9 protein-coding genes are annotated in these 13,795 nt (G+C 40.6%); 4 read left to right on the top strand and 5 right to left on the bottom strand.

What is annotated here, in order from left to right:
- Positions 1-61: 61 nt before the first annotated feature.
- From H4075_RS02590 to H4075_RS02600, 3 genes are all read right to left on the bottom strand, one after another.
- A complete protein-coding gene (locus H4075_RS02590; RefSeq protein WP_182803873.1) occupies positions 62-1,201 on the bottom strand; it encodes an inorganic phosphate transporter in 1,140 nt (379 codons plus the stop codon).
- A gap of 88 nt (positions 1,202-1,289) precedes the next feature.
- Entirely contained in the window at positions 1,290-1,940 is a 651-nt protein-coding gene (locus H4075_RS02595) for a DUF47 domain-containing protein (protein WP_255460292.1), read from the bottom strand.
- A gap of 21 nt (positions 1,941-1,961) precedes the next feature.
- On the bottom strand, positions 1,962-3,125 hold the full coding sequence (locus tag H4075_RS02600) for a porin (protein ID WP_220494840.1): 1,164 nt from the start codon (positions 3,123-3,125) through the stop codon (positions 1,962-1,964).
- 465 nt (positions 3,126-3,590) lie between these two features.
- Between H4075_RS02600 and H4075_RS02605 the strand changes: the two genes are divergently transcribed.
- Both H4075_RS02605 and H4075_RS02610 read left to right on the top strand, forming a co-directional pair.
- Positions 3,591-6,404 carry a carboxypeptidase regulatory-like domain-containing protein gene (locus H4075_RS02605; RefSeq protein ID WP_182803875.1) on the top strand — a complete coding sequence of 938 codons (2,814 nt, stop codon included), beginning with the start codon at positions 3,591-3,593 and terminating at the stop codon, positions 6,402-6,404.
- Between the two features lie 35 nt (positions 6,405-6,439).
- Complete coding sequence (locus tag H4075_RS02610) at positions 6,440-7,807, top strand: T9SS C-terminal target domain-containing protein (protein ID WP_182803877.1); 1,368 nt, start codon at positions 6,440-6,442, stop codon at positions 7,805-7,807.
- 495 nt (positions 7,808-8,302) lie between these two features.
- Here the strand turns inward: H4075_RS02610 and H4075_RS02615 are convergent, their stop codons facing one another.
- Positions 8,303-9,364: a sensor histidine kinase gene (locus H4075_RS02615; RefSeq protein ID WP_182803879.1), complete on the bottom strand. Its 1,062-nt coding sequence runs from the start codon at positions 9,362-9,364 to the stop codon at positions 8,303-8,305.
- Between the two features lie 39 nt (positions 9,365-9,403).
- The gene (locus H4075_RS02620) at positions 9,404-10,090 is read right to left on the bottom strand and encodes a response regulator (RefSeq protein WP_182803881.1); all 687 of its coding nucleotides are present in this window, start codon (positions 10,088-10,090) and stop codon (positions 9,404-9,406) included.
- A 156-nt stretch (positions 10,091-10,246) separates the two neighbouring features.
- On the opposite strand from H4075_RS02620, the gene H4075_RS02625 reads away from it, so the two are divergent.
- Together H4075_RS02625 and H4075_RS02630 are read left to right on the top strand one after the other, a co-directional pair.
- Positions 10,247-12,430 carry a hypothetical protein gene (locus H4075_RS02625; RefSeq protein WP_182803882.1) on the top strand — a complete coding sequence of 728 codons (2,184 nt, stop codon included), beginning with the start codon at positions 10,247-10,249 and terminating at the stop codon, positions 12,428-12,430.
- A 50-nt stretch (positions 12,431-12,480) separates the two neighbouring features.
- Positions 12,481-13,752 carry a DUF5690 family protein gene (locus tag H4075_RS02630; protein WP_182803884.1) on the top strand — a complete coding sequence of 424 codons (1,272 nt, stop codon included), beginning with the start codon at positions 12,481-12,483 and terminating at the stop codon, positions 13,750-13,752.
- Positions 13,753-13,795: the final 43 nt, after the last annotated feature.

A 13,795-nucleotide genomic window follows, 5' to 3' on the forward strand; every position in this document is an offset into this window, starting at 1 on the left:
CTGTCAGAAATAAAAAATCCAACCTTAGGGGTTGGATTCTTCAAAATTATTTTAAGGCTGTTTAATTAAAGCCGGGAATGAAAAAGTGGAACAGTGCATATACCAATGCCGCCACCAACGCACTCACAGGTATGGTGAGTATCCAGGCCCACAACAGGTTGATGGTTACTCCCCAACGTACCGCACTTAAACGTCTTGTTGCACCTACGCCCACAATTGAACCAGTGATGGTATGTGTTGTACTTACCGGTGCACCTAAGTTAGCTGCGGTAAACAACGTAATCGCACCTGCTGTTTCGGCAACCACACCTTCTAATGGAGAGACTTTGGTGATCTTAGTGCCCATGGTTTTAATGATCTTCCAACCACCACTCATGGTACCCAATGCAATAGCTGAGTAACAGGCGATCGGGATCCAGTTAGGCATTTCACCTAAATGGAACTGGTTAGGGTCGTAGGCAATTAAAGCTGCCATGATAATACCCATTACTTTTTGCGCATCGTTACCACCATGACCAATACTGAAAATGGCAGAAGAAACAAGCTGCAGTTTTTTGTACATGTTGGCCGTACGGTAAGCTGTTTCGCCACGCCAGTGATTATAGAGATATGTGCTCACGAAAATAACACCAAGTATAAGCAAGGCCCAACGCTCAAAGTCTTTTTTGAATGGAATGAAGAGAACGCTTCCGGCAACCAATCCAACAATAATGGCGATCTTAAGCCAGAAATTCCGCTGAATGGTTACGATGGTAATGAAAACGGAAATAAGCATTCCGATGATCGGAGCAAGAATAATAAAGATGAGTGTTTTGTAAATACTCGTAGGGTCAATACTTTCAAAACCGGCATGTGCAATAGCTGCTCCTGCAAAACCACCGATCAATGTGTGTGATGATGAAGAAGGAATACCATACCACCAGGTAAGCAGGTTCCAGAAAATAGCTGCTACCAATCCTGAAAGAACAAGCGGCATGGTGATGAATTCTTTATGCACCGTTTTTGCAATGGTATTTGCCACAGCATGATCAGTAAAAATAAAGAAGGCAATAAAGTTGAAGAAAGCTGCCCATACAACTGCCTGGAAAGGAGTTAATACTTTGGTAGAAACAATCGTGGCAATGGAATTGGCTGCATCATGAAACCCATTGATATAATCAAAGATGAGTGCAAGTGCTATGATGATTACGAGTAGAGTCATAAATACAATTTGATAATTAGTTGATTTGAAAATTTGAAAATGAAACATCCATTTTCAAATTGATACATTTCCGGATTTTCAAATTGGTTTATGCATATTTAACAATGATGGATTCAATCACATTGGCGGCATCTTCGCACTTATCAGTTGCAATTTCCATCACCTGGTAGATCTCTCTTTTCTTGATCACTTCTTTCGCATCGTTCTCTGTTGCAAACAGGCGTTCAATGCTGTAATCAAATACATCATCGGCCTGGTTTTCGATACTGTTCACACGCACCAAAGCATCAGTGATCTGGCGCATGTTCTTCATGTCTTTTAATTCAGTTACAGCTATTTTAATGTTTTCGCAGCCTTGTACGATCAGTTCAGCCATTTTGCTGAAACTCTCATGCTGAGGATCTACACGGTAGAAGTTGATCTTTTTTGCTGAAGCAAAAATATAATCGGCCACATCGTCCATTGCAGTGGCGAGGTAGTGAATATCTTCACGATCGAAGGGAGTAATAAAGTTGCGGCTCAGTTCAGTAAAGATCTTATGGGTAAGATCGTCGTTTTTATGTTCCAGATCTTCGATCTGACGGAGAATATCGGCCCTTATATCAAACTCACGCTCATTTACCATTTTCTTTAAGAGCACGGCCATTTCCAATGAGGTTACAGATACTTCTTCAAACAACTGGTAAAAAACACGGTCCTTGGGTAAGAAGAACTTCATGAATGAACTGATAACTGACATATGTGTGATTTATTTATTCTTTTAAAAATTTAATTGTACCTGTATGCGTAACAAACGACCTTTTTGAAAATTATCACGCAGTTTCGAATCTTCGAATCTTCTGCTTGAAATAGTATAAGCCGTTGTAAGTTCAAAATTTTTATTCACTTGCCACTCAAGTCCCATTTCAATTTCTTTCACATTGTAACTCCGTGCGTCCAGTTCGTGTTTCTTTCCACCTTCGTAATGCTGTACTCTGGTGTATGGGAAAAAGAACATTTCCTTTTTCTTTTTCGATTGAAACCTGGCATAAACGGTAGCATATCCACCTTTCAGGTTTTTCACTTCAATAGAATCAGTTAGTGGATTGTATTGCGGTCCACGTCCTACGTTATACTCAGTTAAGATACCTACAGGATTCGGGTATAAATGTAAGCTTACAGCTGCACGCTCATCACGAAAAGCAAAATCATTTGCTGCCTTTACCCCTGAAGTTCTGAATTCTGCCGGCAATACATATTCACCAGCATAAGCCTGTATGCCAGGCTCAATGATCTGTTTATTTATCTTGAAAGGGTAACTAAGTCTCGAAACCACATGCACTTTTTTGTTTTGTTCAGGACGATTAGCAGTTTGTCCGTTATAAACACCAAATGCAAATACACCATAGTCGCCTGAGCCTTTTCGGTTATCATTGATAAAAACCGGGTATTGTTCTCTTACTTTCGCAGGAGCCCAGTAAAAGAATGCACCAAGGTCACGTTCGTTTGACACAGCACTGTTTAAACCATCGTTTCGGTCAAGCGGCAAACGGTTTTGGCTCGATTGCATGTTTTCAAAACCGTAAGGCACTTTACTTTGGCCGACACGTAACCTGAATTCATTTTTTTTATCGAATCCAATATCCAAATACGCATCACGCACCTGGAAAATGTTTTGTGTGCTGCCAACAGAACTGCCAAAGTCAGGCTGAATGTAGAAATAAATGTTCTTGGTGATATCGCCGCTAAGAATTATGCGGCCCCTTCTGATAGCGAAACCTCCGCCTTTACCCCAGGATCTGTCGCATTGTTCACATTTGAGGTCTTCATTTGTTTCCAGTAGCCTGTTGTAACGTACCTGCATGTAACCACGAAGGTTAATGGTTTCGTACCACTTCTTTTTAGGAGTAGGTACAACTGTGTCTGTCTGATTTTTTTGGGCCATGAGGTTGTCAGAATGTAATAATAACAATACAATCATAGCCCCTACGATTGTCTTCAATGGTATTACCTTTTAATTGCAGCGCAAAGGTGACTAAATGGATTAACAAGGGCAGCTGTAATTGTATTACCAAATTGTTAACTCTGCACGAAAAGCCCCGCCAGGAAAGGCAGGGCGTTGCAATTAAAAGATAATATATGCCTTATCTTGAGGCTGTATTAATACCTGGTAAACAGAATGATATTTGTGCTCACTCTCAACCGGGAACGCAAATGTTTCAGTTCTTTGTTACTTAAATGTTACGTTCAGGTTAACTGAATATTAATAATCTTCAGCGGTTTGGTGAGGTATTCCGGTGGTTCAACTGTGTTGTTAACGTTGGCTTCATATTGAGGTAATGTTTCCTTAACATGGCCTTCACTTTGCGATAACATTGCAGGAGTTCCTTTGCGGCATCAACTTGATACTATGCAAAGGAAAAACTTAAGGACATTAATTACCCTCTTTTCACTCTTATTCATCGCCCTCTCTACATCTGCACAAACCATCCGCTTAAATGGCCGTGTGCTTAACCAAAAGAATGAACCTATAGCCGGAGCGTCGATTTCAGTTTCTGAGATCAGCCGCTCTTTTGCAGCTGATATTGAGGGTCGGTTTGGGATCAGTTTAGAAGCCGGTAAAAAATATACATTCACAGTGAGTGCAGTTGGTTATCAAACCAAGGCTGTAGATGAAGTGGAAGTAAAGACAACAGAGATCGATAATACCATCACGATCCTGTTGAATGTGGCTGCAAAAGAAGGAACAGAAATTGTGATCCGCAGCACAGCCCGCAGAGAAAACACTTCAGGCTTATTAAGCTTTCAACGTAACAACACATCTTTATCAAGTGGTTTGTCTGCAGATTTTATCCGCCGTACACCCGATAAAAATACAGGTGAAGTATTGAAGCGTGTAAGTGGTGCTTCTATCCAGGATAATAAGTTTGTGATCGTTCGTGGTTTGAGCGACCGTTACAACCAGGCACTCATCAACGGCGCACAGTTGCCATCATCTGAACCGGATAAGAAAGCATTCTCGTTTGATGTGATCCCTTCTCAATTAATTGACAATATCATTATCAATAAAACTGCAACGCCTGATCTTACTGGAGAGTTTGCCGGTGGTTTGGTGCAGATCAATACAAAAGATATTCCTACAAAAAATTCTTTAACACTTGGCATTGGTCTTGGTTTTAATACACAATCAGCATTTAAACAATTCATCAGCAACGAACGTGGTTCTACAGATTACTTAGGTTTTGATGACAGAAGAAATCTTCCTTCATCTTACCCGGTGAAGTATGGTGTATTTAATACATTGTCTGCTGAACAACGGAGAGAGATCGCTGCTGATTTCCGTGATGATGTGTGGGCTGAACAAAATTCTGTTACAGGTCCTATACAATCTTATAATCTTACTTGGGCAAATGCAGTTCGTACCGAAAAAGGCGGAGCATTTGGCTCTGTGATTGGTCTAACTTACCGCAATTCAAAATTGTTGTATAACGCAACAAAAGAATTGTTTGAAAGAGATGGCGGCCAGGCGTTTTTCTCTTATGAAGATCAGCAAAACAAATACAGCACAAGTGTTGGTGCGCTTGCAAACTTTGCATGGACAAAGAAGAACCATAAGATAGCATTGAAGAATCTCTTCAACCAGCTTTACGAAGATAATTACTACAATCGCCAGGGACCAAACACAGAAAATCTGCAGGATATTTACCTCCGTTCATCTGTATTGAACCAAAGAAGTTTACTGTCGTCACAATTAGAAGGTACGCATACATTCTGGCGTGATCTGAAAGCTACCTGGAACATCAACTATTCATACAACAGCAAAGAACAACCTGATCTTCGTGTACTGACTTATGGTCGCAGCCTTGGTACAAATGATCCTTACGCTGTTAACCTGCGTGGAAACAATACCAACCGTTTCTTCAGCAATCTTACTGATCATGCAGCAGGATATAATTTATCACTTGCGTATACATTCAATATCGGCAAGCAAAAGCAAACCGTTAAAGCAGGTGGTAATGCATTGGTGCGTATCCGTGATTTTAGAGCCATCATTCTTGGTTACGGAGAACCGGGTGATGCAAATCTTAACTTCCTTCCTTACAACCGGATTTTTGCAAGTGAAAACTTTCTGAAAGGAAATGGTTTTGAAATGACTACTTCATTGCAGAATCCACAGGATAAATATTTTGGTATTTCTGCGTTGAATGCAGGGTACTTGATGTTTGATAATAAACTGGGTGAAAAATGGCGTTTGGTATGGGGTTCACGTGTAGAAAGTTTTCAACAGTTTTTAAAATCGCAACAGCAGGGAACCGACAAAGCAGTTGTTATTAACACAGAAAAAATAGATTTCCTTCCATCTTTCAACTTAACCTATAGCCCTGTAAACAAAACAAATATTCGTATTGCGGGTTCACGCACTGTAGCAAGACCTGAGTTCCGTGAAATTGCTCCGTTTACGTTCTTCGATTTTGAAACCATTGCATCAACAGCAGGTACGCCTGATCTGAAACGCAGCAGTATTTTAAATGCCGATGTTCGTTACGAATGGTATCCACAAGCTGGTGAAGTTGTTTCAGCAGCAGCTTTCTACAAACAGTTTACTGACCCGATTGAATTGCGTTTGAACAGTGCGAGTGTGGCAACACGCCGCCAATACCAATTCCAGAATGCAGTAAATGCAGATCTATATGGTGCCGAATTTGAATTCAGAAAAAATCTTTCTTTCTTCTCTAAATCTTCTGAGTGGTTAAAACGCTTATTTATAACAGGTAACGCTTCTTTTATTTTTTCTGAAGTGTTATTGGCTAACACAGATGCTTCAGGTAATCCATTGCCTGCTTCAAGCCGTCCATTGCAAGGTCAATCACCTTATCTCGTGAATGCAGGTTTGCAGTACGATTCAGAAGGAGGATTTGGTGCATCAATTTTATACAATAAGATAGGACAGCGTTTAGCATTGGTTGGTAATAATGATTTTGGTGATATCTATGAACGCCCACGTGACTTATTCGATATCCAGGTATCTCAAAAAGTGATCAAACGTAAAGGTGAGGTTCGTTTAACCATCAGTGATTTACTGAATCAACCCATACAAACCTATGAGAACAGGAACAGTTCAAAAAGCTATCAGCCAGGTACGGATAAAACATTCAGTTCTTACACACCAGGTACTACGTTCACTGTTGCCTTTACTTACGATTTTGATTTAAAAAGAAAATAAACCATCAACAAAAATAAAAACTACAAACAAAGAATATGAAACAGCTATTATGGTCTTTTGCTGCTGCTTTAACGTTAGGATTTACTGCCTGTATTAAAGTAGATATTGATGACTCAACGAACAACACCGGTACAACACCTGTTGGAACATCGTTACAGGACAAGTTTATTTCTGCTAAAACAATCTCAGGCGTCATTAACGAGAATGTGGAATTACCAAAAGGCAGATATGTTTTAAAGGGATATGTATATATCAACAACCGTGCACGTTTAACTCTTGCAGCAGGTTCAGTAATTGTTAGTGACACAATTCAGAAAGGTGCTTTGATCATTGAGCAAAACAGCCGTTTGATCGCCGATGGTACATCAAGTGAGCCAATCATCTTTACATCTGGTAAAAAACCGGGCGAACGTAAACCGGGTGATTGGGGTGGAATTATTTTGTTAGGTAATGCACCAACAAACCGTACAACAACACCAATTATTGAAGGCGGTGTGAATGCTGTATATGGTGGAAGTATTGCTAATGATAACAGTGGCATCATACGTTATGTGCGTATTGAGTTTGCAGGTATTGCAGCCGATCCTAACTCAGAGATCAACGGTTTAACACTTGGTGGTGTTGGTAACGGAACAGTGATCGAAAATGTTCAGGTATCTTATGGTAATGATGATGCGTATGAATTTTTTGGTGGAAATGTGAATTGCAAAAACCTGATCGCTTTTGCAACTGCAGATGATGATTTCGATTTTGATTTTGGGTATAACGGTCGTATTCAGTTTGCAGTTTCCTTACGTGATCCAAAATTTGTTGATGGTGGTGATGCCGGTAATGGTATTGAGTGCGATAACGATGGCACCGGTACAGTTTCTTCTCCACGCACACGCCCTCAGTTGAGCAACTTCACATTTGTTGGTCCAAATGGCGCTGATGGTACATTGGCTAATCACAATTTCACAACACGCTTCCGTCGTTCAACTCAATTCTCTTTAACCAACTCCATTCTTATTGGTTATCAAAAAGCAGGATTTCAATTTGAAAGCGATTCAACTGCTGCTGCTTATATTGATGGTCGTTCACGTTTCCGCCACAACCTGGTGAATGCTGTAGTTGAGCCTTACAAAGTAAGCAGTACTTCATTGATCAATGCAGCAACCGTACAGGCAAAAGCAGAAGGTGTTGACAGTTGTAAAACTTATGCAAGTGCAAACGATGTAATGTTAGAGAATCCATTTAACCTGACTGCTCCTAACTTTTTACCTAAAGCAGGTAGCCCGGCTTTAGCAGGTGCAAGCTTTTACGGTTTAACAGGTTTTACAACTACAACTTATATTGGTGCGTTTGGTACAACAAACTGGATGGCAGGCTGGACAAGCTTTACTCCTCAAACAAACGTATACTAAGATATTACTCGAAAGAGTTCAAGGATTTCCTTAAGCAAGTATCCTCTACAGCCTCCTGTTCTCAGGGGGCTTTTTTTTATTGAAACCCTAAGCTTGTAGCTATTAGCAACAAGCAAAAAAAGGTTGATAGTCGGAAAGTGTATTGCTAAAAGCTATTGGCTAATAGCTTGCCGCTTTTCCCCGAAATAACAATTACTACATCCTGCGGTAATACTCCGTTAAAACTGCAACTGCATCTTTACATCATCAGTAAAAAACTTAATCGTTCAGGATAGTTTATAACAATCAATCGAGGGTTCATTTTCTCATGACTTGACTGGGAACTTCACCGTTCTGATTCTTCAGGACGGTCTTTTTATTATATGAATAGAGTTTGCATTAGGTATGCCATATTTCCAACACGCTGACAAACCTTATGAGATTGTAATAAAAATGGCATACCTGTGGTTCCCTTTGCGTCATTGCTCCTTTGCGAGCTTTGCGTGAAACAACAACTTAGTCTTCTTCAACTTCAACCCGGCCATGGAGTGTAAAACCAAATGTAGTACCCACATCTAATCGGCTGCGTACATGCATCGTTTGTCCGTGTGCTTCCACAATATGTTTGCAAATGGAAAGTCCTAATCCGCTACCACCTTCTTTTCGGCTGCGTGCAAGATCAGTACGGTAAAAGCGTTCGAAAATGCGGGTGAGATGTTCTTCTGCTATACCAAAACCATCATCACTTATTTCAATCAACACAAGATTACCATGTGTTTTGTAAGCACTGAAGTTGATGTTTCCGTTTTGTTTACCATACTTAATGGCATTGTCAACAAGGTTGATGAGCACCATGCGTATCTTTTCTTTATCGGCATAAACAGTAATAGGTAATTCGCAACCTTTTTTAATAGCGGTTTTAATATTCTTATCAGCTGCTTTAATAGAAAGGCTGTCGAAGATCTCCTGCACCAGTTCCTGTATTACAAAGTTTTCTTTGTACAACTCCTGCTCACCGCTTTCCAGTTTCGAAATTTCATCAAGATCATCAACCAGATTTACCAACCGGTCAATATTCTTTGATGTATTCAGTAAAAATTTCTTTGCCACATCTTCTTTATGCATGGCACCGCTTAATAACGTATCAACATAGCCCTGCACTGCAAAGATGGGTGTCTTCAATTCGTGGCTGAGGTTCTGTAAAAATTCTTTGCGGTATTGCTCGTTTTGTTTGAGTGTTTCAATTTCTGCTTTCTTCTGTTCGGCCCATTTCTCCACTTCTTCACTTACTTCCTGTAAACTTTTTTCGGGTAGTAATGATTTATTGTAAAATTCTTCCCGCTTTGTAGCTTTCGTTTGTGAAATGAATTTGTAGATGAGTTTAATATGCCGGTAAATAAACCGCTCCGTAAAATACCGGATGAGCAGGTAACTGATGATGAACAGCACCACAAAACTTAACAGGGCGATCCACCAACTGCGGATAAAAAAATAATTTGCCAGGCCAACCAGTAATGAAATGGTGAATGCGTTGATGGCAGCAACCTGAATAGGGTTTATCTGACGGGAGTTGAGCATGCTGTTTGTTGTTTAAGAACAAACAAATGTAAACACGAATTATGTTGTGCCAAGTTCAAACTTATAACCAACACCTTTCACGGTGGTAATACAATCGATGTTTAGTTTTTGTCTGATCTTGCGGATGTGTACATCAATGGTACGGTCGCCCACAATTACATCGGCGCCCCACACCTGGTTCAATATTTCATGACGAAGAAACACACGGCCGGGTTTTGAAGCAAGCAACGCCAGCAATTCAAATTCCTTTTTGGCAAGGATAATATCCTGCCCGTTGTATTTAACCAGGAACTGTTCTTTATCGATTTGCAGATCGCCCACTTTAATAATGGTCTCATCACCTTTGAATGTGCGACGGAAGAGTGCGTTCACCCGGCTGATGAGAACTTTTGGGCTGATGGGTTTGCTCACATAATCATCGGCACCCATTTCGAGTCCTTTGATATGATTGGCTTCATCATTCAATGCAGTGAGCATAATAATGCGTGTATCTGCAAAGTCAGGTTGAGATCGTAAGATCTGGCAAACCTCCATACCGGATTTGCGTGGCATCATTACATCGAGAATAATAAGATCGGGCTGCTGTTGTTTGGCGGTATGCAGGGCTTCGTCGCCATCTTTTGCCTTCACAACCGTGTATCCTTCAACTGTTAGATTGTATTCTAAAATTTCGAGAATATCCGGCTCGTCGTCGGCAATAAGAATTTTTTTTCCTTTGGGCTCCATGACTGTGCTGCAAATTTAGATGCATGCTTCCATGCAAAGACCAAGGTAATATTATAAAATTGTTAACGAGTTTTAGCGCTTTGGGCATGTTTTTGTTAGGATACCGGTTGCACTGCCTCGCTGCTGATTGAAAAATAGAGGCTAATTTTGTACACAATGAGAAAATACATACTCACAACTTTGCTTACCTGTTCTGTTTTTGCAGCCGTAGCACAAAACAGGATTACGTTTGATACTTCGAAGATTGATATCCCGATGACACGTGTTATCTGGCATGAGAATATTGACAAAGAACAAAAACGTACCGACCGTGTTGATGGTAAGATCGATAATTTCCTGAAGCTTACGAATAATGAAGATCTGAATATCCAGATCACCGATGTGATCCTGCGCCGTGTGGATGAATTACAGATCGATATCGAACGCATGGAAGGCGATAATAATTACAAGATCGGTCAGTTGCGTTCAGTTCGTGAATTGTTGCAGGCCATTGCTATCCGTGCCAAGGATAAAGAGATCGCTCCGCTTATTCCGCAACTGTTCAATAGTTATGAAGAATGTATGCGCAGGCAACAGGCGGGTGAAAGCCTGATGCCTGTTTTTGAAAAATTGCCTTACCAGGGTGCTGAAGTATTATCAACCATCTTTATTCAGGCAAAAGAATTACCTGAGATAAAGAAGATGGTGTTCCTGAAAAAAGCAAAGATCAATCCTTCATCTATTCTATCGGGTATTGCTCCGTTTGAGAACGAACCCTTTGCCGATAGTTTGATTGTATTGGCTGCTGATAAAATCCCATTGGAAGTTTATACCTACGCACAGGCAACAAAAACAGTGGCAGCAAGAATCATCCGTCGAAATACAAACCCGAAAGTTCAAACCATTGCAAGGCTTAGCAGCATCATGAACGGTACATTGTTCCTGCCATTCCTTGATGAGTTGTTGAATAAACAATTAGAGATCGATGATATAAAGGCGGTGGTTGAAAATGAACTCGCCTATTACAAGTTACTGGTGAAAACGCAGGTGAAATATTACAACCGTATTTCAGCCGGAGACACACCTGTTTTAGCACCGGTATTATTTCAAATGCTGGAACGTAAAGCAACCGATGTGTTTGTGAATGTGATGAATGATCTGCATGATTCGCCTGATGCAGTGCGTATGCGTGTAAGCGATCCGCTTAGTTCAGAAGAAATTTATTACCTCATTGTTACAACAGAAGAAGTGATCTATACCAGTACATATACCAAACTGTACGATCGTATGATGACCCGCTTCCCCGGCAGAAGAAGTGATTCATTGCTGATGACGGTTCACTTCGACCGTTTCAAGAAGTTTATCAAAATGGCGGCGAACTATAACCGTCTTGATGATTTTCTGAAATCAATGCCAGAGTTACGGAGCACACAGTTGATGCATGCATTTGTAAATGGTTTACAAAAAACAAACTCCCTCGAAGATGCAGTGGATGTGGCCGATAGTTATGGAAGTATCACAAATGTTGATCTGCAAAAGTTTTTGAAGCAACAGGTAAAACAGAACTATGAAAAGAGTTTGCAGGAGAAAGACCGTAAAGGAGAGGTGATTTATAATATTCTGCAAACACTGTTTAAGTCTGCTTCAGACCCATCCATGGACCTGTCGGCTATACTTGGTATACCGCCGGTATATAAAGTAGATTACAGCAGTATTGCAAGTGATAGTGGTGGTGTGGTGCAACATGTTTTCTTTTATGGTGATGAAGATGGCATTACTTCTTTCCGCAACTTCATGGGTATGTTCAATGGTAAACCAGAATGGAAAGTGGTAACAGGCAAAGAATGGGTAACCATCAATTCAACAAAAGGGAAACCCTACACGATCTATGCAAACCTTCCGCTCGATTACAAACAGGATCTCGACGCCAAAGCACAGGAAAGCCTGATCAATTATCTTACAAAGAATAATATCAATCCTTCAATTGTTGTACATCGTGGACACAGTTACCACTTGAAATATACGATTCAGCAAATGTTGCCTTCATCACGAATTGTGATGTTAGGCTCATGCGGCGGTTACCAGAACCTGGCAAAAATTTTAAATGTAAATGAAGATGCCCATATCATCTCCACCAAGCAGGTAGGTAGTTATTCGGTAAACGAACCAATCCTGCGGGCGTTGAATGAAGATATCCGCAACGGAAAGAATATTGAATGGATCCCCATCTGGCAGCAGATCACAGCATCAGTCAAGAGTGATCCGAAAGCAAGTGAACTCATGAAAGACTATGTGCCACCGCATAAAAATCTTGGTGCCATCTTTATTAAAGCATACCGCAAAGCAACAGGTGAAATGTAATTTGGCCGGGTGAGTCACCCGCCGCAAAAAACATTTATCTTCCCGTTGCTTTGAGTCAACAACTAAATACCCCTTCAACGTTTTCAGCTAAGCAAATTGCAGCAGCAGTTTACTTAGCTGTTGTTGTTTTTTTTACCTACGCTTCCATCTTTGCTTTCCGTAAGCCATTTACCGTTGCCACATTTGATGGCTTGAAATTCTGGAATGTATCTTATCAAACCTTGCTCATCATCAGCCAGGTAATTGGTTACATGCTCAGTAAATTTTATGGGATCAAATTCATATCTGAATTAAAGCGACAAGGCCGTTGGAAAACGAGTTTGCTCATGGTGGGTGTGGCATGGTTAAGCTTGTTGCTGTTTGCAGTAATTCCTGCGCCATTTGGAATGCTTTGTTTTCTGATCAATGGTTTTACACTTGGTTTTATGTGGGGTGTGGTGTTCAGTTATGTGGAAGGAAGAAGGGCAACTGATTTTATTGGCGTAGTGCTCGCCGTTAGTTTCATTTTTGCAGGTGGGTTCAGCAGGAGTGTAGGCAAATGGCTATTGCTCGATTGGAATGTTAGTGAATACTGGATGCCGTTTGCAACGGCTACTTTGTTTGCCGTTCCATTGATTATTTTTTATGTCTTGTTAGAGAAAGCAGCTTTCCCCGATGCTGATGATGTAGCTGAACGAACTGTTCGTCAACCAATGAATCAACCGGAACGTAAAAAGTTTTTGCAAAAGTTCAGCGCAGGTGTTATTGCATTTGTGATCATCTATTTATTACTCACCATTATGCGTGATCTGCGTGATAATTACATGGGCAATATGTGGACGGAGCTTGGCTATGGCGGCAATGCTTCGGTGTTTGCAAAAACTGAAACCATTACTTCGTTGGCGGTACTTGGGTTGATTGGAATGCTGGTGTTTGTTCGTAAGAATATGCGTGCTTTCAGGATCATTCATGTGTTGTTGATCGTTGGATTTTTATTGACGGGCATTGCTTCTTTCTTATTCAGGCAATCATTACTTGATGGAGCTTTGTGGATGCAGCTCACCGGTTTAGGTCTTTATATTTCTTATGTGTTATTTAATAGTGTATTCTTTGAACGATTACTTGCATCATTCAGCATTGCCGGTAATGTCGGGTTCTTAATTTATACGGCTGACGCATGGGGTTATCTCGGCAGCATTTCAGTGATGCTCACAAAAGAATTACTCAAACTTCAATTGAACTGGGTTTCGTTTTATTCGCAGTTGGTGATTGTATTTGCAGCGGTGGGCGTGCTGGCCAGTTTATTTTCACTCATCTACTTCAACCGCAAATACAAATCGTAGAACTTGCCATTCATCCTTTTTAGCTTCCGGTTAATAGCCTGAA

This window comes from Lacibacter sediminis (assembly GCF_014168535.1).
GTDB lineage: Bacteria > Bacteroidota > Bacteroidia > Chitinophagales > Chitinophagaceae > Lacibacter > Lacibacter sediminis.

Coding starts and splice junctions, on each gene's coding strand:
- H4075_RS02590 (WP_182803873.1), bottom strand. CDS start 1,201: ATGACTCTACTCGTAATCATCATAGCACTTGCACTCATCTTTGATTAT.
- H4075_RS02620 (WP_182803881.1), bottom strand. CDS start 10,090: ATGGAGCCCAAAGGAAAAAAAATTCTTATTGCCGACGACGAGCCGGAT.
- H4075_RS02615 (WP_182803879.1), bottom strand. CDS start 9,364: ATGCTCAACTCCCGTCAGATAAACCCTATTCAGGTTGCTGCCATCAAC.
- H4075_RS02595 (WP_255460292.1), bottom strand. CDS start 1,940: ATGTCAGTTATCAGTTCATTCATGAAGTTCTTCTTACCCAAGGACCGT.
- H4075_RS02605 (WP_182803875.1), top strand. CDS start 3,591: ATGCAAAGGAAAAACTTAAGGACATTAATTACCCTCTTTTCACTCTTA.
- H4075_RS02600 (WP_220494840.1), bottom strand. CDS start 3,125: ATGGCCCAAAAAAATCAGACAGACACAGTTGTACCTACTCCTAAAAAG.
- H4075_RS02610 (WP_182803877.1), top strand. CDS start 6,440: ATGAAACAGCTATTATGGTCTTTTGCTGCTGCTTTAACGTTAGGATTT.
- H4075_RS02625 (WP_182803882.1), top strand. CDS start 10,247: ATGAGAAAATACATACTCACAACTTTGCTTACCTGTTCTGTTTTTGCA.